16 protein-coding genes are annotated in these 20,138 nt (G+C 71.3%); 4 read left to right on the top strand and 12 right to left on the bottom strand.

What is annotated here, in order from left to right:
• Positions 1–3: 3 nt before the first annotated feature.
• Complete coding sequence (locus CRP27_RS00480; protein WP_097179569.1) at positions 4–1,167, bottom strand: cysteine desulfurase family protein; 1,164 nt, start codon at positions 1,165–1,167, stop codon at positions 4–6.
• Between the two features lie 58 nt (positions 1,168–1,225).
• Here CRP27_RS00480 and CRP27_RS00475 point away from each other — a divergent pair, with 58 nt between their 5' ends.
• From CRP27_RS00475 to glgB, 3 genes are all read left to right on the top strand, one after another.
• The gene (locus CRP27_RS00475; RefSeq protein WP_097178863.1) at positions 1,226–3,256 is read left to right on the top strand and encodes a glycogen-debranching protein; all 2,031 of its coding nucleotides are present in this window, start codon (positions 1,226–1,228) and stop codon (positions 3,254–3,256) included.
• A gap of 262 nt (positions 3,257–3,518) precedes the next feature.
• Complete coding sequence (locus CRP27_RS00470; protein WP_176505411.1) at positions 3,519–5,519, top strand: alpha-1,4-glucan--maltose-1-phosphate maltosyltransferase; 2,001 nt, start codon at positions 3,519–3,521, stop codon at positions 5,517–5,519.
• Positions 5,516–8,176, top strand: coding sequence for a 1,4-alpha-glucan branching protein GlgB (gene glgB, locus CRP27_RS00465; protein WP_255257384.1), 2,661 nt, complete (start codon positions 5,516–5,518; stop codon positions 8,174–8,176). The genes CRP27_RS00470 and glgB overlap by 4 nt, the downstream gene beginning before the upstream one ends.
• Before the next feature lie 81 nt (positions 8,177–8,257).
• On the opposite strand, the gene CRP27_RS00460 is transcribed toward glgB, so the two are convergent.
• Complete coding sequence (locus CRP27_RS00460; protein ID WP_097178862.1) at positions 8,258–9,259, bottom strand: tetratricopeptide repeat protein; 1,002 nt, start codon at positions 9,257–9,259, stop codon at positions 8,258–8,260.
• Positions 9,256–10,992 carry a hypothetical protein gene (locus CRP27_RS00455; RefSeq protein ID WP_097178861.1) on the bottom strand — a complete coding sequence of 579 codons (1,737 nt, stop codon included), beginning with the start codon at positions 10,990–10,992 and terminating at the stop codon, positions 9,256–9,258. The genes CRP27_RS00460 and CRP27_RS00455 overlap by 4 nt, the downstream gene beginning before the upstream one ends.
• 186 nt (positions 10,993–11,178) lie before the next feature.
• Between CRP27_RS00455 and CRP27_RS00450 the strand changes: the two genes are divergently transcribed.
• The gene (locus CRP27_RS00450; protein WP_097178860.1) at positions 11,179–13,035 is read left to right on the top strand and encodes a hypothetical protein; all 1,857 of its coding nucleotides are present in this window, start codon (positions 11,179–11,181) and stop codon (positions 13,033–13,035) included.
• On the opposite strand, the gene CRP27_RS00445 is transcribed toward CRP27_RS00450, so the two are convergent.
• The 9 genes from CRP27_RS00445 to rpsB all read right to left on the bottom strand — a co-directional run bounded on the left by CRP27_RS00445 (position 13,032) and on the right by rpsB (position 19,963).
• The gene (locus CRP27_RS00445; protein ID WP_255257383.1) at positions 13,032–13,775 is read right to left on the bottom strand and encodes an alpha/beta hydrolase; all 744 of its coding nucleotides are present in this window, start codon (positions 13,773–13,775) and stop codon (positions 13,032–13,034) included. The two genes, CRP27_RS00450 and CRP27_RS00445, sit on opposite strands and share 4 nt — an antisense overlap.
• Positions 13,772–14,077, bottom strand: a complete 306-nt coding sequence (locus tag CRP27_RS00440) for a hypothetical protein (protein ID WP_097178859.1) — start codon at positions 14,075–14,077, stop codon at positions 13,772–13,774. The genes CRP27_RS00445 and CRP27_RS00440 overlap by 4 nt, the downstream gene beginning before the upstream one ends.
• A gap of 12 nt (positions 14,078–14,089) precedes the next feature.
• Positions 14,090–15,067: a lytic transglycosylase domain-containing protein gene (locus tag CRP27_RS18395; RefSeq protein ID WP_255257382.1), complete on the bottom strand. Its 978-nt coding sequence runs from the start codon at positions 15,065–15,067 to the stop codon at positions 14,090–14,092.
• 59 nt (positions 15,068–15,126) lie between these two features.
• Positions 15,127–15,675 (bottom strand): DivIVA domain-containing protein, encoded by a 549-nt coding sequence (locus tag CRP27_RS00430; protein ID WP_097178858.1) that lies wholly within the window; start codon positions 15,673–15,675, stop codon positions 15,127–15,129.
• A gap of 47 nt (positions 15,676–15,722) precedes the next feature.
• Positions 15,723–16,718: a phosphatidate cytidylyltransferase gene (locus CRP27_RS00425; RefSeq protein WP_176505410.1), complete on the bottom strand. Its 996-nt coding sequence runs from the start codon at positions 16,716–16,718 to the stop codon at positions 15,723–15,725.
• The gene (gene frr / locus CRP27_RS00420) at positions 16,718–17,272 is read right to left on the bottom strand and encodes a ribosome recycling factor (protein ID WP_079236320.1); all 555 of its coding nucleotides are present in this window, start codon (positions 17,270–17,272) and stop codon (positions 16,718–16,720) included. Before frr ends, CRP27_RS00425 begins: the two co-directional genes overlap by 1 nt.
• Positions 17,273–17,319: 47 nt before the next feature.
• The gene (pyrH, locus tag CRP27_RS00415; protein ID WP_079236321.1) at positions 17,320–18,039 is read right to left on the bottom strand and encodes a UMP kinase; all 720 of its coding nucleotides are present in this window, start codon (positions 18,037–18,039) and stop codon (positions 17,320–17,322) included.
• 98 nt (positions 18,040–18,137) lie between these two features.
• On the bottom strand, positions 18,138–18,965 hold the full coding sequence (tsf, locus tag CRP27_RS00410; RefSeq protein WP_097178857.1) for a translation elongation factor Ts: 828 nt from the start codon (positions 18,963–18,965) through the stop codon (positions 18,138–18,140).
• Between the two features lie 80 nt (positions 18,966–19,045).
• Positions 19,046–19,963, bottom strand: coding sequence for a 30S ribosomal protein S2 (gene rpsB, locus CRP27_RS00405; protein ID WP_097178856.1), 918 nt, complete (start codon positions 19,961–19,963; stop codon positions 19,046–19,048).
• Between the last annotated feature and the right edge of the window lie 175 nt (positions 19,964–20,138).

Below are 20,138 nucleotides of genomic sequence, written 5' to 3'. Positions count from 1 at the left end.
GGCCTAGCGCCCGAGGATCGGTTCACGCGACGCCATCCCCGCGGCCCCGGCCCGCGCCACCGCGTCCGGCAGTGCCGCCAGGAACGCGTCGACGTCGGCGTCCGTCGTGGTGTGCCCGAGCGTGATCCGCAGTGCTCCGCGGGCGTCCTGCTCCGACAGCCCCATCGCGAGCAGCACGTGCGACGCCTCGGGGACGCCCGCCTGGCACGCCGACCCGGTCGACACGGCGACCCCGGCGGCGTCGAGCAGGAACAGCAGCGAGTCCCCCTCGCAGCCCGGGAACGTGAAGTGCGCGTTGCCCGGCAGGCGGTCGACCGGGTCGCCCATCAGCACCGCGGACGGCACGGCGGCCCGGACCCCGGCGACGAGCCGGTCCCGGAGCGCTCGGACGTCTGCGTGCGGCACCGCGGCCGCGACCCCGAAGGACGCGGCGGCCGGGGCGTCCTGCGTCCCGCTCCGCACCTGGCGCTGCTGACCGCCGCCGTGGATGAGCGGCTCGACCGTGGCCCGCCGCCCGAGGACCAGCGCGCCGATCCCCACCGGGCCGCCGATCTTGTGCGCGGACACGCTCAGCGCGTCGAGGCCGGAGGCCGCGAACGACACCGGGACCTGGCCGTAGGCGGCGACCGCGTCGCTGTGCACGGGCACGCCCGCGGCGTGCGCGAGCTCGACGATCCGTGACACGGGCTGGATGGTGCCCACCTCGTTGTTCGCCCACAGGAACGTGACCAGGGCGACGTCCGAGGCGTCGGCGAGTCGTGCCTCCAGGCCGGCGAGGTCCACGCGACCCTGCGCGTCCAACGGGACCACGTCGACGACCGCGCCCTCGTGGCGCTCGAGCCACTCGACCGTGTCGACGGTCGCGTGGTGCTCGCCGCCGGGCACGATGATGCGGGGCCGCGGTCGGTCCTGCTGCCGCGCCCAGAACATGCCCTTGACCGCGAGGTTGATGCTCTCGGTGCCGCCGGAGGTGAACACGACCTCGACCGGGTCGGCGTCGAGCGAGGCGGCGACCGCGGCGCGGCCGTCCTCGAGCAGCATCTTCGCCTGCTGGCCGGCGCTGTGGATCGACGACGGGTTGCCGACGGTGCCGAGCGCAGCCGTGAACGCGGCGAGCGCCTCCGGCAGGATCGGCGTCGTCGCGGCGTGGTCGAGGTAGACCGGCATCTGCACCCCCTGAACGAGCGTTTCCAGGATACCCGCGGGTCCTCGTACCCTGGTGGGCATGCGCGAGACCGTGATCGACGAGACCCAGGGGTTCACCCTGGGGGCAGGTGTCCCGCGGTTCTCGGTCCGCTCCGCCTCGGCGACGGCCGTGTCGATCGTGGTCGACGGCCGCGGGACCGTCCCGTTGACGCAGTCCGGCGACGTCTGGAGCGGCGAGGTCCCCGGTGTCGAGCCGGGCGACACCTACCACCTGCTCGTCGACGGCCCGACGGGACCGCGACACACGTTCGATCCCACCCGACCGCTGCTCGACCCGTACGCCCGAGGGATCGCCCGCGGGACGGCCTCGCGGTGGACGGGTGTGGTGGTCGACGACGCGTTCGACTGGGGCGGGGTGGTGAAGCCGACGACGCCGCTCGACCGGGCCGTCGTGTACGAGGCGAACGTCCGGACCCTGACCGCCGCCAACCCCGCCGTCCCCGAGCACCTGCGCGGCACGTACGCCGGCGTCGCGCACGAGAGCACCATCGCGCACCTGCGCCGGATCGGCGTGACCACGCTCGAACTCCTGCCGGTGCACGCCTTCGACACCGAGCGATGGCTGCGCGACGCCGGGCGCGAGAACGCGTGGGGCTACAACACCCTCGGCTTCTTCGCGCCGCACGCCGCCCACGCCTCCCCCGGTGCACGGGCCGAGGGCGCGTCAGCCGTGCTCCGCGAGTTCAAGGGCATGGTCCGGCTGCTGCACGCGGCCGGGATCCAGGTCGTGCTCGACGTCGTGTACAACCACACCGCCGAAGAGGGGCTCGGCGGCCCCACGAGTTCGCTACGGGGCATCGACGGGGCGAACCGGTACCGGTGGGCGGGCCTCCCGGACGACGATGCGGCGGCGTACTACGACACCACGGGATGCGGGAACACGCTGGACACCTCGGTCGAGGCCACGGCCGACCTGATCGTCGACAGCCTGCGGTACTGGGCGCGGGACGTGCAGGTCGACGGGTTCCGCTTCGACCTGATGGCAGCCCTCGGCCGGGACGGCAACCACGTGTTCGACCCGGCGCACCCGCTGCTCGAGCGGATCCGGAACCACCCGGACCTGCAGGACACGCTCGTCATCGCCGAGCCCTGGGACGTCGGACCCGACGGCTGGAAGACCGGCTCGTTCGGCACCCGAACGAGCGAGTGGAACGACGGCTTCCGCAACACCGTGCGGCAGTTCTGGCTCACCGACATCGCCGAGGAACGGCGGAACGGCGCCCCGGCGCACGGCATCGGCCGGCTGGCTGATGCGTTGACGGGATCGAGGAGTCTCTTCGACACGGCACGCGGGCCCCTCGCCGGCATCAACTTCGTCACCGCCCACGACGGCTTCACGCTGCTCGACCTGGTGTCGTACGACGGCAAGCACAACGAGGCGAACGGCGAGGAGAACCGCGACGGCTCGAACGACAACCGCTCCTTCAACCACGGGATCGAGGGCGACACCGCCGACCGAGGGGTCCGAGCGGCCCGCGGGCGGTCGATGCGGAACCTCGCAGCGACCCTGATGCTCTCCGCGGGCGTGCCCATGCTGACCGCCGGTGACGAGCGCAGCCGAACGCAGCACGGGAACAACAACGCGTACGTGGTGTCGGACGACCTCACCCCGGTCGACTGGTCCGACGACGAGGACGCCGAGGCCATGACGTCCGCAGTCGCATCCCTGGCGCGGCTCCGCGCGGCGCACCCTGCGTTGCGGCCGACGCGCTTCGGGGTCGCGGGACAGGAGACCCCTGGAGCCTCGCGGATGTCCTGGTACGGGCCGGACGGGCAGCCGATGACGATCGAGGGCTGGGACCAGCCGATCCACCGCGCCCTGCAGTACTTCGTCGAGTCGACACCGGAGCACGAGCCGTTCGACCGCGTGCTGGTGGTCGTGCACGGGAGCGGGCGCACGCGGGACATCACCCTGCCCGTGCGCGAGGACCTGCTCGGCTACCGCCTGGCGTGGTCGAGCGAGAAGCACCGCGACCACGAGCGGCTCCGGCCAGCCGGCCAGGTCTTCACGGCCTACGGCCCGGGGATCCACGTCTTCGAGATCGCGTAGCGCGGCGCGGGGGCGGGCGGGCCTGGTCGGATCGGGCGTACCTGGTGGAATCGGGCGTACCTGGTCATCCAGATCACGTCGGTACGCCCGGATCCGCTTTCCATCGCACGCGTGCTGGGAAAGAACGGGCTGCCGGGAGGCGCGGTTCGGCCCCGGCACGCAACCCGCGGCCGTCCCTCCACAGGTCCACGGCACGCCCGGGTCGTCCACAGAGGTCGCCTTCCGGGGAACGCGGAGCCCCTCGCCGGGTAGCGTCGGCTCCGTGGCCACCGCAGACCGACCCCGCCGACCGAAGATCGGGCGCATCCCGATCACCGAGCTCTCCCCCACCACGCCGAACGGATTCCCCAGCAAGGCGTTCGACGGCGAGGTGATCACGTTCGGTGCCACCGTCTTCCGCGAGGGGCACGGCGTCATCGGCGCCGACCTCGTCCTCGAACGACCGGACGGGGGCACCCGCACGGTACCGCTCGTCCTCGTCGCCGCGGGCACCGACCGGTACGAGGCCACGGTGCAGGTCGACCACACCGGCGTCTGGACGTGGCACGTCGAGTCCTACGCCGACGACTGGGCCACCTGGCTGCACGCCGCGCGGCTCAAGATCGCCGCTGGCGTCGACACCGAGGCGACCCTGCTCGACGGCGCGGTGCTCCTCGACCGACTGGCAGCGGAGACCGACTCCCCCGCAGCCACGCGCGCCGCCGCACGCATCCGCGACACCGACCTCGACCCGGCCGAGCGCCTCGCCGCCGTCGACGACCCGCGCATCACCGCCGAGGTCGAAGAGGCACCGCTGACCTCGCTGCGCACGCACTCCCCGACCCAGCTGCTCGACGTCGAACGGACCCGCGCGGGCGTCGGCGCCTGGTACGAGTTCTTCCCCCGGAGCGAGGGCGCGAAGAAGAACGCCGACGGCTCGTGGAAGAGCGGCGACTTCCGCACCGCCGCGCGCCGTCTGCCCGGCGTCGCCCGCATGGGGTTCGACGTCGTCTACCTGCCCCCGATCCACCCGATCGGGACGACCGCCCGCAAGGGCCCGAACAACACCCTGACCCCCGGGCCGCACGATCCCGGCAGCCCCTGGGCCATCGGCGGGCCGGAGGGCGGGCACGACGCGATCCACCCCGACCTCGGCACCGAGGACGACTTCCGCGACTTCGTCGAGACGGCGAAGAACACCGGGATGGAGGTCGCCCTCGACTTCGCGTTGCAGTGCTCCCCCGACCACCCGTGGGTCACCGAGCACCCGGACTGGTTCACCCAGCGCGCCGACGGCTCGATCGCCACCGCCGAGAACCCACCGAAGCGCTACCAGGACATCTACCCGATCCAGTTCGACTCCGACCCCGAGGGCCTGGTCACCGAGGTCCTCCGGGTGCTCCGGCACTGGATCGCCTTCGGCATCCGGATCTTCCGCGTCGACAACCCGCACACCAAGCCGCTCTGGTTCTGGGAACGCGTCATCCGCGAGGTCCGCGACGAGCACCCCGACACCGTCTTCCTCGCCGAGGCGTTCACCCGCCCCGCGATGATGCGTGCCCTCGCCGAGGTCGGGTTCCAGCAGTCCTACTCGTACTTCACCTGGCGGAACTCGAAGGACGAGATCGCCGAGTACTTCGACGAGCTCTCGCACGAGACCAGCGCCTACCTGCGCCCGAACCTCTTCGTGAACACGCCCGACATCCTCACCGAGTACCTGCAGTTCGGCGGTCGCGCCGGGTACAAGATCCGAGCGGCGCTCGCGGCGACCGGGGCGCCCACGTGGGGCATGTACTCCGGGTACGAACTCTTCGAGGACGTCGCCCGTCCGGGCTCGGAGGAGAACATCGACAACGAGAAGTACGAGTACAAGCCCCGCGACTTCGCACTGGCCGAGGCCGAGGGTGCGAGCCTGGCGCCGTACGTGACGATGCTCAACCGGTTCCGGCAGGCGCACCCCGCGCTCCGTCAGCTCCGGAACCTGCACGTGCACGACGCCGAGGACCCGGCGATCGTCGTCTACTCGAAGCACCTGCCCGGACGGTTCATCCGCTCCGGCCGCGACGACACCGTGATCGTCGTCGCGAACGTCGACCCCCACTCGGCCCGTGAGACCACGGTCCACCTCGACCTCGCCGCCCTCGGCCTCGACGCCGAGCAGGCGTTCGACGTCCGCGACGTCGTGACCGGCCAGCGCTGGGTCTGGGGATCGTCGAACTACGTCCGCCTGGACGCGTTCCAGGAACCCGTGCACCTGCTCGTCGTGGAGGGACCCCACCGATGACCGACACCCACCCCGAGGACGACGCACGGAAGGCCCGGGGCGACTCCCCCGGCGTGCCGGCGGTGCCGCCGCCCCCGCCGCCCGTGCTCCCGCGTCGCATGCCGTCCGACACCCCTCGTCCGACGCACCCCGCGCACCACGTCGCCGCCGAGCGGGCGGACGCACCCGTGGCCCCGGAGTCGTACGAGGCCCGGCCGACCACGCCGCCGACCCAGCGGTACGAGCCGCGCGTCTCCGCCCCCGGCGAGGACCTGCCCGGCGCGCCGCCGGCTCCGCACGAGGCTCCCGACCGCGGGGTCCCCGAGTCCGCGACGCTGGCCGGTCACGCATCCGACGCGGCGCACCCGCGGCACATCGCGTCCGAGGCCGTCGGCAGCGGCGCACCGACCGCACCGGCATCCGACGCTCCGGCAGCGACGGCCACGTCGGGAGCGACGGCCACGTCGGGAGCGCCGGCGGCACCGTCGTCCGACGCCGCTCCCGAGCCGCGTCCCGCCCCGCTCGAGGACTGGCTCCGCCAGCAGGTCGCCGAGGCCCGCTGGTCGCAGCCGCACGACGTCCTCGGCCCGCACCCCGTCGACGGCGGCACGAGCGTCCGGGTGGTCCGGCACCTCGCGGACGCCGTCCGGATCGTCCGCCCCGACGGCGACGACATCGAGCTGACGCACGAGGGCGACGGCCTGTGGGCCGGAGCTGTCGCGGGTGACCTCGGCCGGTACCGGGTCGAGGCGGACTACGACCACGACGAGTCCACCGACACCGACGACGCGACCTGGACGACCGACGACGCCTACCGGTTCGCCCCGACGATCGGCGAACTCGACCTGCACCTGTTCGGCGAGGGCCGCGACGAGCAGCTGTGGCACCACCTCGGTGCACACGTCACGACCGTCGACGGCGTCGACGGCGTCTCGTTCACGGTGTGGGCACCCCGTGCGACGGCCGTCCGGGTCATCGGCGACTTCGAGGGCTGGGAGGGCCGGACCACCGCGATGCGCCGGCTCACCGACCTCGGCGTCTGGGAGCTGTTCTGGCCCGGCGCGCTCGAGGGCCAGCGGTACAAGTTCCAGCTGCTCACCGACTCGGGCTGGGTGGAACGCGCCGACCCGTTCGCCCGACGCACCGAGGTCCCGCCGCTCACTGCGTCCGTCATCACCTCGTCCGACTACTCGTGGTCCGAGGGCGACGCGCAGTGGATGGAGCACCGGGCGAAGACCACCACGCACGACCGTCCGATGAGCGTCTACGAGGTCCACCTCGGTTCGTGGCGTCCCGGGCTGTCGTACCGCGACGCCGCCGACCAGCTCATCGGGCACGTGCAGCACCTCGGGTTCACCCACGTCGAGTTCCTGCCGCTGTCCGAGCACCCGTTCGGCGGGTCGTGGGGCTACCAGGTCACCGGCTACTACGCACCGACCGCACGCTTCGGCTCCCCCGACGACCTCCGGTACCTCATCGACCGCCTGCACTCGGCGGGCATCGGCGTGATCATGGACTGGGTCCCCGGACACTTCCCGAAGGACGAGTGGGCGCTCGGCAAGTTCGACGGCTACGCCCTGTTCGAGCACCCGGACCCCCGCCGCGGGGAACAGCTCGACTGGGGCACGTACGTGTTCGACTTCGGGCAGCCGCAGGTGCGCAACTTCCTCGTCGCCAACGCGCTGTACTGGCTCGAGGAGTTCCACATCGACGGGCTCCGGGTCGACGCCGTCGCCTCGATGCTCTACCTCGACTACTCGCGGACCGAGTGGCTGCCCAACGTGCACGGTGGGCGCGAGAACCTCGAGGCGATCTCGTTCCTGCAGGAGACCAACGCCACCGCGTACAAGCGCTACCCCGGCATCGTGATGATCGCCGAGGAGAGCACGTCGTGGCCGGGCGTCACCCAGCCCACGAGCGCCGGCGGCCTCGGCTTCGGCCAGAAGTGGAACATGGGCTGGATGCACGACTCGCTCCAGTACATCGAGCGCGAACCGGTGTACCGCAGCTACCACCACGACGAGATCACGTTCTCGTTCGTGTACGCGTTCAGCGAGCAGTTCACGCTGCCGATCAGCCACGACGAGGTCGTGCACGGCAAGGGCTCCCTGTACGGCAAGGTGCCCGGTGACGAGTGGCAGAAGCTCGCGAACGTGCGGGCGTACCTGGCCTTCATGTGGGCGCACCCCGGCAAGCAGCTGCTCTTCATGGGCCAGGAGTTCGCGCAGCCCACCGAGTGGTCCGAGGCCCGCGGGCTCGACTGGTGGCTGCTGGACGACCCGGGCCACCGCGGTGTGCAGGACCTCGTCGCGTCGCTCAACCGGGTGTACCGCGAGACCCCGGCGCTCTGGACCCACGACGCCACCGCCGACGGGTTCGAGTGGATCGAGGGCGGGGACGCACCGCACTCCACGCTCGGGTTCCTCCGCAAGGACGGCGACGACCGGCTGGCCGTCTTCGTGAACTTCTCCGGGGTCCCGGTGGAGCGGCGCTTCGGGCTGCCCACGGCGGGCGCCTGGCACGAGGTCCTCAACACCGACGCCGCGGAGTACGGCGGGTCCGGCGTCGGGAACCTCGGCGTCGTCACCGCGGAGGAGACCCCGTGGGCCGGCCGCCCCGCGTCGGCGCACCTGGTGGTGCCGCCGCTCGGCGCGGTCTGGCTGAAGCTGGCGCGGTAGACGCGGGAGACGTCCCCAGAAGACGGACTGGAGGCGTGGTGCCAGCTGGCACCGCGCCTCCAGTCCGCTCTGTGGGTGCGCTCAGTACAGGGCGCTCGCCAGCCGACGCCGGGCCGCGACGACACGCGGATCCTCGGTGCCGATGAGCTCGAAGTACTCGACCAGGCGGGCCCGAAGGGGTTCACGCGCATCGCCGAAGACCGTCGGCACGAGGTCCAGCAGACGACCGAACGCGTCGTCGACGTGCCCGCCGGAGATGTCGAGGTCGGCGACGGCCAGCTGCGCGGCGACGTCCGTCGGGTCGGCGGCGGCCGCGGCACGGATCTCGTCCGCGGTGTGGCCGTTCAGCCGGTCGAGGAGCGAGACCTGCGCGAGCCCGGCGACGGCCATCTGGTCGTGCGGGTCCTGCGCGATGGCGGTCTTGTACTCCTGGATCGCGGTGGCGTAGTCACCCTGCTCGATCGCGTCGTACGCGGCCTGGTGGTGCGGGGGCAGCGGCTCCGGTTCGGGCTCCCCCTGCTCGACGGCGTCGGCCGGAGCCGCTCCGTCGACCGTGACGCGTCCGGAGACACCGTTCTCGGCGGCGGCGGCGAGGACCTGCTCGTAGACGTCGCGGACCTGTGCCTCGGGCAGCGCCCCGACGAACAGCCCGAGGGGACGTCCGCCGATGAGCGCGGCCACGGTCGGGATCGACTGCGCCTGGAAGGCCTGCACGAGCTGGGGGTTGGTGTCCGCGTCCACCTTGGCGAGGAGCACACGGCCGTCGTACTCGGCGGTGAGCTGCTCGAGGATCGGCGAGAGCTGCTTGCACGGCCCGCACCACTCCGCCCAGATGTCGACGATCACCGGGACGATCGTGGACAGCTGCAGGACGTCCTGGAAGGACTGGTCCGTGACGTCGAGGACGAGGGACGGGACGGTCAGCTCGGCGCCGGTCTCGCTGCCGGGGCCGCCGGCGGCGGACACGCCCGCCGGGCCGCCGGCGGGTGCCGGGGGCTGGGGCGGCCGCTGTGCACGGTCGACGAGGGACGACAGGTCGACGGCTCCGCGGAGACCGGACGGGGTCGGGGGGACGTTGGTCATTGCACCTCACTCGCTGCTGTCAGGCCCTGCGTGAACCCGAGCAGGACCACTTTGTCATCGGTGCCCACCGGGGGCACGTAGAAGAGCAGCTGGACGCCGTAGGTGGCGCTGATGCCCTTCGTGCTGGAGTCGACACCGGAGAGCGCCTTGACCGCACCCTCGGTGTTGACCTCGGCGCCTGCTGCCGTCGGCGTGACCTTCTCGATCTCGTTGAGCTCGGCGGAGACCAGCGCTCCCGCGCCGTCCGTGGCGATCGCCACGGCGCTGTCCGCCGGCACCTCGGACGAGTACTCGATCTTGGCCGTGTCGGGCAGGGACGCGGACTTCTTGTCCTTGTAGGCCTTGCCGATCGTCGACCGGAGCCCGTCGCCGTCCGCCTGGAAGTACGACGCGTACGTGCTGTCCTTGTCCTTCGACAGGATGTCGCCGTAGACGCGGGCGATCTGGTCCGGCGCGATCGAGAGCAGCTTCGTGTTCGGCGCGAGCAGTGCGGCGCCGATCGACGTCGGTGCCAGGCTCGGGATCTTCGCCGCCGCCTCGAGCGACACGTCGTACGCGACCTTGTAGGCGTCCCGCGCGGAGTCCTGCACGAGCGTCAGGGCCTGCGGCGCGGACTTGGCGTCGCAGTCCTCGGCGACGACGGCGAACACGGTGCGCGGCCAGGAGTCGGTCTGCTGGGGCAGCGCCACGCAGACCTGGTCGGCGGAGATGGCCGGCGGGGCGTCCACGTCGGCGTCCTTCGCGCGGATCGTGTAGTTGGCCGTGCGGAGGTCGAGCGCGGCGCCGGTGAACCGCTCCCCCGCGAGCCGGGCGTCCCGGGTCTCGTCGGCCTGCTTCGCGACGGCGGCGACCCGTTCGACGATGCGGCTGATCTGCTGCTTGGTCGCGGCGGTCGGTTCGCTCTGGGCAGCCGTGCCGGTCGCGGTGGCGGTCGGCGTCGGGCTCGCTGCGGAGCCGCCCTGGGGCCAGTAGTCCGCCGAGCAGCCCGCGAGGCCGAGGGCCCCGACGAGCAGGACCGGGATCGCCACGAACGCGCGCCGACCACGGCGACCGCGGACCGGCACCTGCGCACCCGCCGCCGCGGCACGACGCGACGCACGGACACGCGGCGGACGCGAACCCCCGCTGCGACGACGAGGACCACGGCCACGACGCTGGTGGACGAAGGCCCAGACGAGCAGCACGATCCCACCCACGAGGAAGACGCCACCGGCGACGAGCAAGGGTCCGACGCTCGGGGTCGCGGTGTCCCGCGGCCAGGTGACCGAGACGTCACTCGGGGCTGCGGACGTGCCGTCACCGACGATGATCACGGAGACGTCCTTCGGCAGCCGGACGGTGAACTGCCCGGCGCCGTCGTACTCCTGGTACCAGAGGTCGCTGCCGGCGGGGTCCGGGACGCTGGACTCGGTGCCGGTGGTCCGACCGACGAGCTTCGCCTGGTCGGCGTCGAACCGCATGGTCGTGTGCTTCGCGTCACCCACCCACGCGTCCACGTCGGAGGTCTTGCCGTAGGCCGCGAAGACCTTGCCGGAGCCCGCGACGTTGATGCGCTGGTAGCCGGGGTTCGCGTTCAGGGTCGAGCCCGGGATCACCGTCACCGGCGCCGAGCTCTTCGAGGACGACGACGCGCTCAGCGACGACGGTGGCTCGAACACGGTCCGCTGGCCGACCGCGAGCGCGACGAGCAACAGACCGATGACGAAACTGACGATCGCCAGGACGAATCGCACGGATCTTCTCCCTACCGCGCCGGGGTGGGGGTGACGGCGCGCGAATCAGCGCTCCAGGATAGCGAGCGAGCCTGGACGGCGCATCCCCCGGCGCTGTCCGCGGTCACAGCCGACGATCTCGACGCGCCACTACAATCGTGGCCGGGCCTTCCCTGTGCCCTCCGCCGAGCACCCAGGAGCGAACACGTGGCGAACGACGAGGCAGAGTTCGGGACCGAGCTGCGCGGGTACCGCCGCGAAGACGTGGACCGTGCGCTGAACGACCTGCGCCGCGAGCTCATCAAGTCGAACAACGACCGGGCCGACGCCGCGAAGGAGATCCGTCTCCTGCAGTCGCGGGTGTCGGAGCTGCAGGGCGAGCTCGACGAGGCCGGCACCCCCACGTACAGCGGTCTCGGCACCCGGCTCGAGTCCACGCTCCGCGTCGCCGAGGAGCAGTCCACCCGGCTCATCAGCCAGGCGGACATCGACGCCCAGCGGCTCCGGGCGTCCAGTCGTGCCGAGGCCGACCGCACCCTGCGCGAGGCACAGGAAGAAGCGCGCGACACCCTCGAGGACGCACGCACCCGCTCCACGAACGAGCTGACCCGTGCCCGGGCCGAGTCCGCCGACACCGTCGAGCGCGCCCGCGCCGAGGCAGGCCTGCTCACGCAGGACGCCCGCAACGAGGCCGCCGCGATCCGCGGTGCCGCCGTCACCGAGGCAGCCGAGGTCCGCTCGGTCGCGATCCGCGAGACGAACGCCCTCCGCGCCCGGGTCGAGCACGAGGTGGCCGAGCTGCGCGAGATCGCCCAGCGCGAGTCCGCCGGGGCACGTCAGGCCGCCGCCGACCTCGACCGTGAGACCGAACACCGCCGCAGTGTGTTCGAGGCCGACCACGCCCGCCGCGTCGAGGACCTCGACCGCGAGGAGACGACCCGACGGGAGGCGCTCGAGCGCGAGGTCACCGAGGGCCGGGCGGCCTGGCACCGTGAGCGGGACGAACAGCAGCAGGCGCACGCCCTCGAGATCGAGACCGGCCGCGCCGACCTCGCGTCCGAGGTCGACCGGCGTCGTGCCGAGATCGACACCGAGCTCGCCGACCGCCGCCGTGTCCTCGACGAGGAACTCGCCGCCGCGCGTGCCGGGTGGGAGCGCGAGCTCGCCGGTGCCCGCACCGCGCTCGAGCAGGAGATCGAGGCCGCCCGAGTTCAGCTCCGGGTGGACGAGGAGCAGACCCGCGCCGAGAACGCCCGCCTGGTGCAGGAGACCGCCGACCGCATCGCCCGCGAGCTCGAGGAGCACACGGCGCGCATCGAACGCGAGCGCACCGAGGCAGCGGCCGTCGCCGAGCGCGCCGCCCGCGAGCACGAGAACGAGCTCGCCGCACGCCGGGAGCGCGAGCACGCCGAGGTCGACACCGAGATCGCCGACCGTCGCACCGCCGAGCTCGACACGCTCGAGGCCGAGCGCACCGCCCTGCGACAGGAGATCGACACCGCGCGTGCCGACCTGACGAAGGAGCGCGACGAGGTCCGCGCCGAGATCGCCCGCGAGCGCGACGAGGCCCGCACGACGCTCGAGTCGGAGCTCGCCGCGCGTCGCGACGACGCCGAGCAGGACTACCTGCAGAAGCACCACGACACCGTCACCGAGACGCAGAAGTACCTCGACGAGGCGAACCTGCAGCTGGCCGAGGCCACCCGCCGCGCGTCCGAGGCCCGGGAGCGTGCCGAGCGTCTCCAGCAGGAAGCCGACGACCTCGAGCGTTCGAGCACCTCGGACGCGCAGGAGCACGCGCGCACGATCGTCGCCGACGCGCAGGACCGTGTGCACAAGATGATCGCCGACGCCGAGGAGCGCACGGCCGGCATCATCGCCGAGTCGGAGGACCGCCTCGCCGCGATCCGGACCGAGCGGGACGCGGTCGCCGGGTACCTCGAGAACCTCCGGGGCGTGCTGACCCACGCGACCGGTCTGCTCGGGAACGCACCGGCGGTGGACTCCGACGGCGAGGTCGACACCACGGCCGACGACGACCGCGAGGCGTCCGCCGAACGCTAGGCGGGCAGGTGCGTCGGGAGCGGCGCGCTGCCCGGCACGACGAGGTCGGCGATCGCGTCGAGCACGATCCGCACGTACCGCTCCCCCACCCAGAGGTGCTTCGCGCCATCGACCGGGACCACCCGGACGTTCGGCGCGAGGGCGAACCGCCGTGCGGCCTCGTCCGGCTGCAGGAAGTCGTCGTGCTCGGGGACCAGTGCCACGACGGGCACGTCCACGGCGGCCCAGCGAGCGAGCTCGTCGTCGGACGTCCGGTGCAGCGGCGGCGACAGGAGGACGACCCCGGCGACACAGCCGGACTCCACGTGCTCCAGGGCGTGCTTGAGGATCACCTCGGTGCCGAACGACCACCCGACGAGCCACGGCGTGGGCAGGCCGCGGTCTGCGACGTCCGTCACGGCCGCCCGGAGGTCAAACCCTTCGGAGACGCCGTCGCCGAAGGCACCCTCTGAGGTCCCGCGGGGCGACGACACCGATCGGAAGTTGAAGCGCAGCACGGCGATGTCCGCCAGGGCCGGCAGGCGGGCCGCCGCCTTCTTCAGCACGTGCGAGTCCATGAACCCGTGCGCCGTCGGGAGCGGGTGCAGCGTGACGATCGTGCCGCGTGCCGGGCGGTCCAGCGGCTCGGCCAGTTCCCCGACCAGCGTGAGGTGGTCGTCCGTGACGAGTTCGACGTCGGTGCGCCGAGCGGGCAGCTCGGTGTTCGAACGGATCTCGGTCGTACCGGTGTCGTGGGTCACGCGATGCTCCAGCAGTGGTTGTGCCAGTGGCGACGGGACGCCAGGTCTGCCTCGTCGCCGAGGACCCCGTCCGCCCGCCACACGACGACGTGGGCGATCCCGGGCAGCACGGTCCCGCCGCAGCCGGGGCAGACGTACTCCTTCTGCGCCGACGCCGCCGACACCGGTTGCACGAGGTACTCGCGCCCGCGGCGGACCTCGGTGCGCTTCCAGGAGCTCATCAACCGGTCGAGGCCGGTGGACTCGTCCTCGTGCTCGAGGTCACGACCGCGTGCACGCCGCGGCCGGTTGCTGCGCGGCACCGGAACTGCCGATCAGTACCAGTTGAAGGACTGGCTGTGTCCCCACGCACCGCACGGGGTGCCGTACACGCCGGAGATGTAGTTCAGGCCCCACGTGATCTGCGTGGCGGGGTTGGTCTGCCAGTCGGCACCGACGGTCCCCATCTTGCTGCCGGGGAGCGCCTGCGGGATGCCGTACGCCCCGCTCGGGTTGTACGCGTTGACGCGCCAGCCCGACTCCTTGTTCCAGAGCGACACCAGGCAGTTGTACTGGTCGGTGCCCCATCCGCGCGCGGTGACCATCTGGAGCGCGATCGCCTGGGCGCTGCCCGGGTCGGGGGTCGCGGCGGTCGCTGCGAGCGTGTTCGAGGCGCTCACGCTCTTCGTGGCGTCGGTGTCCGTGGCGTCGTCCGTCGTGTCGGTCTTCGGTGCCTCGGTGACCTTGGGCTTCGGCACGGTCACGCCGTACTCGTCACGCGAGACGTCGAACGCCGCGTAGGTGCCGTGCGTCGTGTACTCCTGCGGAGCGACCGGCGCCTTCACGAGCACGGGTGCGGACACCGCGGCCTGGGCGACGTCGGGCTGCATCGGGTTGAAGAGCGATCCGACGACGATGCCGGACACCGCGAAGAACGAGAGCGCGGGGATCGTCGCACGCTTGCGCATGAACGAGTTCACACCACGGACGCTGGTGGGCTTCGTCGGCGCTGCGATCGCGCGAGCACGGCGCTGCTTGACGATGCGGGGGTCGGTGGGCGTCGCGGGGACGGCGCGCGCCACGGACGCCTGGGCGTCCTCGGTGTCCGACACACGGTTCGCGGCGACGGACTTCGGAGCGCTGGCCGGGGCGGTCGGCACCGATGCCGTCACCACCGTCGGGTTCGCCGGGAGGACCGAGTTCTCCGCCGTGCGGGTTCGGTTCAGTGCCGCGCGGCGCTCACCGGCGGCCGTGAGGCCGAGGTGCTCGCGGGTATCGCGGTCGGAGCTGATGTCTGCCGTGTGCCTGCCCATGAGTCTGACCAGGATAACGGAACGATCACGGAAAGCGAAGCACCCGCGCGAGCGCGTCGTCAGCGGACGGCGAGCATGACCTCGACGACGGCGTCGAGCAGCGCGTCGACCTGCCCTTCGCGGTACCCCCCGTGCTTCGGCCGGAACACGATCGAACGCACCTCGGTCAGGCTGAGCGGCTTGCCCTCACGGAAGTAGCCCCCGAGGCGCTTGGCGAAGGCGTCGACGTCCTTCGGGTGGTACCCGGTGCCGAGCACGCTGACCCGGCTGAACCGCTGTCCGTCCGGACGCTCGAGTCGCTCGACCACGTCGGACGCCTTCGCGCGGGCCTCGGCGTACCAGGCCTTCTGTCCGATGTCGGCGATCTCGCGCTCACGCTCACGGGCGGCGAAGGCGTCCTCGAGTCGCTCGAGCGCAGCGTCGACGTGCGCGGTCGAGTAGCCGCCCTTGCGCATCGAGAACGCCGTGGCGCGGATCTTCGCGGCCTCGATCGCGGGGGCGCTGTCGTTCGCCGTGTAGGCCCGACGAGCGTCCTCGAGGAAACGCTCGACCTCGTCGACGTCGTATCCGAGGGCGGAGCGGTCTGCGTTCGGGAAGGTGGTGGCCACGGCGACATTCTGCCAGGACCGGACCCTGGTGTGACCTGGACGCGCGGTCAGTGGTTGACGACGAGGTACAGGACGTACGCGACGGCGGCCGACGGCAGGATGCTGTCGATCCGGTCGAGGAGGCCCCCGTGCCCGGGCAGGAACGACGAGATGTCCTTGATGCCGAGGTCGCGCTTGATCATCGACTCGGTGAGGTCGCCGAGGGTGGCGGACCCGGAGATCAGCACGCCGAGGATGATGCCCGTCCACCACGGCAGTCCGAGCATGAGCCAGCTGACGACGATCCCGACGAGGATGCTCGCCGCGACGGAACCGGCGAAGCCCTCCCACGTCTTCTTCGGGCTGATCCGGGGTGCCATCGGGTGCTTGCCGAGGTTGAGCCCGGTGGCGTAGGCACCGGTGTCGACGGCCACCACCACGAGGATGAACGCGATCACCCAGAGCTTGCCGTCGGGCTGGGCGGAGAGCAGCACCACGCAGGCGCCGAGCAGGGTGATGTACGCCTGGACGAACAGCCCGTTCGTCAGGTCGCGGACGACGTTGCCCGCCGGCGGCTTCGGTCGGGTGACCGCGACCTCGACCAGGCGCCAGAGACTGATGAAGACGATGCCGCCGAGGAGCGTGAACAGGGCCGGGATCTGCCCTCCGAGGTACGCCGCGGGCACGACGCCGACGGCCACGAGCACGCTCGGGATCCGCGGGACGTCGCGACCGGCGAACCGCATCGCGCTCGCCAGCTCGTACACGCCGACGCCGAGCAGGAACGCGGCGACGACCATGAACGACGGCGTCCAGATGAGCAGCGACCCGAGCATGACCACCGCGAACGCGAGGGCGATGCCGATGGCCGCCGGCAGGTTGCGGCCGGTCCGTGCCGTCAGTGCCTCGTTCCGGGCGCCGAAGTCGGCCTTCCGCTGCCGGAGCTGCGCCTCGAAGTCCGTGCGGGCAGCGCGTGCCCGTGCGTCGAAGTCCTGGCGCAGCCCCTTGGCGGAACGCTTCTGATCTGTGGGGCGGTCGTCGCCGCCCTGGTCTGGACGGGGCATCAGACCTCGAGGAGTTCGGCTTCCTTCTTCTTCAGCGCGTCGTCGATCTGATCGACGTGCTTCTTCGTCAGGGCCTCGAGGTCCTTGTCGCCGCGCGAGATCTCGTCGTCGGAGATCTCACCCTTCAGCGCGTCGAGGTCGTCCTTGGCGCGTCGGCGGATGTTGCGGATGACCACCTTGTGGTCCTCGCCCTTGCTGCGGACGAGCTTCACGAACTCCTTGCGGCGGTCCTGCGTGAGCTCCGGGATCGTCACACGGACGATCTCGCCGTCGTTCGACGGGCTCGCACCGAGGTTCGGGAACGTCGCGATCGCGCGCTCGATCTCCTTGAGCGCCGACTTGTCGTACGGCGTCACGATGAGCGTTCGGGCCTCGGGCGTCTGCAGGGACGCCAGCTGCGCGAGCGGCGTCGGCGTGCCGTAGTACTCGACCGGGATCTTCTGGAAGAGCGCGGCGTTGATGCGGCCGGTTCGGACGGTCGAGAAGTCGTCCTTGGCGACCTCCACGGCCTTCGCCATCTTCTCGGTGGCTTCGGTCAGGACATCACTGATCACGGTGGTTCTCCTTCGGTACTGGCGTCGAGTCTAGTCAGCGGCGGAGGTCAGTTGCTGACCACCGTGCCGATGCGTTCGCCCCGGATGGCGGCTGCGACGTTCCCGTCACCCTCCATGCCGAAGACGTGCATCGGCATGCCGTTGTCCATGCAGAGCGAGAACGCGGTCGCGTCGACGACCTTGAGGCCCTTGAGGAGCGCGTCCTGGTAGGTGACGTGGTGGAGCTTCTCGGCGGTGGCGTCCTTCTTCGGGTCGGCCGTGTACACGCCGTCGACACCGTTCTTGGCGACGAGGACCTCGTCGGCCTTGATCTCGAGCGCACGCTGCGCCGCGACGGTGTCGGTCGAGAAGTAGGGCAGCCCGGCGCCGGCACCGAAGATGACGACACGACCCTTCTCGAGGTGCCGCTCGGCGCGCCGCGGGATGTAGGGCTCGGCGACCTGGGTCATCGAGATCGCGGACTGCACACGGGTCGCAGCGCCCGCCTGCTCGAGGAAGTCCTGCAGGGCGAGGGCGTTCATGACGGTGCCGAGCATCCCCATGTAGTCCGCCCGGCCACGGTCCATGCCACGCTGCGAGAGTTCAGCACCACGGAAGAAGTTCCCGCCGCCGACCACGATCGCGATCTCGACGTCCTGGGCTGCGGTGGCGATCTCCTTGGCGATCGCACCGATGACGTCCGGGTTCACACCGAGTGTCCCGGCACCGAACGCCTCCCCCGACAGCTTCAGCAGGACGCGGCGTCGTCCGGTCTTCTCGTCGGTCATCTGTCTGCACCCTTCGTCGTCTTCGGGAAATGTACACGCGCGGTGCGCGCGAAAACGGGGTCAGGAACCGATCGGTTCCTGACCCCGTCACGGGTTCGTTACGCGCCGACCTTGACGCGGGCGAAGCCCTGGATCGTGATGCCGGCGTTCTCGGCGGCCTTCGCGACGGACAGCTTGTTGTCCTTCGCGTAGTCCTGCTCGAGGAGCGCGACCTGCTTGCGGTAGGCGTTGAGGCGACCCTCGACGATCTTCGGCAGGGCGGCCTCGGGCTTGCCCTCCTCGCGCGTGATCGCCTCGACGGTCGCGCGCTCCTTCTCGATCGCCTCGGCGGGGATCTCGTCGCGCGTGAGGTACGTCGGGTTGGCGAACGCGACGTGCTGCGCGATGGAGCGGGCCTCGGCGGCGTCGCCACCGGCGTACGCGATCACGACGGCGATCTGCGGCGGGAGGTCCTGGCTGGTCTTGTGCAGGTAGATCTCGAACGCGTCGCCCTCGACACGGGTGACCGTGCGGAGCTCGAGCTTCTCGCCGAGCGCGGCGGCGTTCTCGTCGATGACCTCGGCGACGGTCTTGCCGTCGAGCGGCGCGGAGTTGCCGGCAGCGACGTCGGCGGCACCGGCAGCGGCGACCGCGGCGACGACCTTGTCCGCGAGGGTGGTGAACTTCTCGTTCTTCGCGACGAAGTCGGTCTCGCTCGCGAGCTCGACGACCGTGGCGGCGCCGTTCTCGGCGACCGCGACGACGACGCCCTCGGAGGTGGCACGGTCGTCGCGCTTGGCGACGGCCTTGGCACCCTTGATGCGGAGGAGCTCGACGGCCTTGTCGTAGTCGCCGTCGGCCTCGACCAGGGCGTTCTTGGCGTCCATCATGCCGGCCCCGAGGTCCTCACGGAGCTTCTTCACGTCAGCAAGGCTGTAGTTGGCCATTGACTGGAGTCCTTTCTGGACTGTGTGTTCGAAAGAGAGAGAAAGGGGCGCCGAGCCGATCGGCCCGACGCCCCCGGTGGTCACTCGGCGGGGGTGGTCTCCGCGGCGGCCTCGGCCTCGGCCGTGGGCTCCGCGTTCTTCGCCTCGTCGGCGATCGGCTCACCGATCTCCTTGGCGGCGACCTGCGCGTCAGCGTCGTTCTCGGCAACCGGAGCGGCGGGTGCCTCGGTCGTGGCGGCGGCCTCGCCACCGAGGAGCTCCTGCTCCCACTCGGCGAGGGGCTCGGCGGCCGCTTCGTCGTCGCCACCGTTGTGGCGGGTCTTCAGGCCCTCGGCCGCGGCGTCGGCGACGATGCGGGTGAGGAGGCCGACGGAGCGGATCGCGTCGTCGTTGCCCGGGATCGGGTACGTGATCTCGTCGGGGTCGCAGTTCGTGTCGAGGATGCCGATGATCGGGATACCGAGCTTCTGCGCCTCGTCGACGGCGAGGTGCTCCTTCTTGGTGTCGACGATCCAGAGCGCGCTCGGGGTCCGCGTGAGGTTGCGGATACCACCGAGGGTCTTGTGGAGCTTGTCCAGCTCGCGCTTCTTGATGAGGAGCTCCTTCTTGGTGAAGCCCTTCGTCGTGTCGTCGAAGTCGATCTCCTCGAGCTCCTTCATGCGCGCGAGGCGCTTGGAGACCGTCTGGAAGTTCGTGAGCAGACCGCCGAGCCAACGCTGGTTGACGTACGGCTGGCCGACGCGGGTCGCCTGCTCGGCGATGGAGCCCTGCGCCTGCTTCTTGGTGCCCACGAAGAGGATCGTGCCACCGTGCGCGACCGTCTCCTTGACGAAGTCGTACGCGCGGTCGATGAAGGCCAGCGACTGCTGCAGGTCGATGATGTGGATGCCAGAGCGCTCGGCGAGGATGAAGCGCTTCACCTTCGGGTTCCACCGACGGGTCTGGTGTCCGAAGTGGACGCCGCTGTCGAGCAGCTGGCGGATGGTGACGACGGCCATGCCGTCCTCCTTGTGTGTTCTCGGCGCGCAGCATGACTGCGAACCTGTTGCGGTTGTGTCGGTCGCGACCCGGTGGCCGTGACCCCTGGCGCCCTGTCCGCGCGGCCGCCCACTCACGAGAGTGGGACCGGTGGCCGCGTGACGTGCTCTGGATCACCGAATGATCATGAGCACT

The organism is Curtobacterium sp. 314Chir4.1, from assembly GCF_900215175.1.
In the GTDB taxonomy this organism is placed as follows: domain Bacteria; phylum Actinomycetota; class Actinomycetes; order Actinomycetales; family Microbacteriaceae; genus Curtobacterium; species Curtobacterium pusillum_A.
The sequence above is the reverse complement of the archived record's forward strand: the minus strand, read 5'-3'. Positions and strand labels throughout refer to the sequence as shown.

Bases quoted from the DNA above. Each gene is read 5' to 3' on its own strand.
- rpsB (WP_097178856.1), bottom strand. From the start codon at position 19,963: ATGGCCGTCGTCACCATCCGCCAGCTGCTCGACAGCGGCGTCCACTTC.
- CRP27_RS18395 (WP_255257382.1), bottom strand. From the start codon at position 15,067: ATGGGCAGGCACACGGCAGACATCAGCTCCGACCGCGATACCCGCGAG.
- glgB (WP_255257384.1), top strand. From the start codon at position 5,516: ATGACCGACACCCACCCCGAGGACGACGCACGGAAGGCCCGGGGCGAC.
- CRP27_RS00480 (WP_097179569.1), bottom strand. From the start codon at position 1,167: ATGCCGGTCTACCTCGACCACGCCGCGACGACGCCGATCCTGCCGGAG.
- pyrH (WP_079236321.1), bottom strand. From the start codon at position 18,039: ATGACCGACGAGAAGACCGGACGACGCCGCGTCCTGCTGAAGCTGTCG.
- CRP27_RS00475 (WP_097178863.1), top strand. From the start codon at position 1,226: ATGCGCGAGACCGTGATCGACGAGACCCAGGGGTTCACCCTGGGGGCA.
- CRP27_RS00460 (WP_097178862.1), bottom strand. From the start codon at position 9,259: ATGACCAACGTCCCCCCGACCCCGTCCGGTCTCCGCGGAGCCGTCGAC.
- tsf (WP_097178857.1), bottom strand. From the start codon at position 18,965: ATGGCCAACTACAGCCTTGCTGACGTGAAGAAGCTCCGTGAGGACCTC.
- CRP27_RS00425 (WP_176505410.1), bottom strand. From the start codon at position 16,718: ATGCCCCGTCCAGACCAGGGCGGCGACGACCGCCCCACAGATCAGAAG.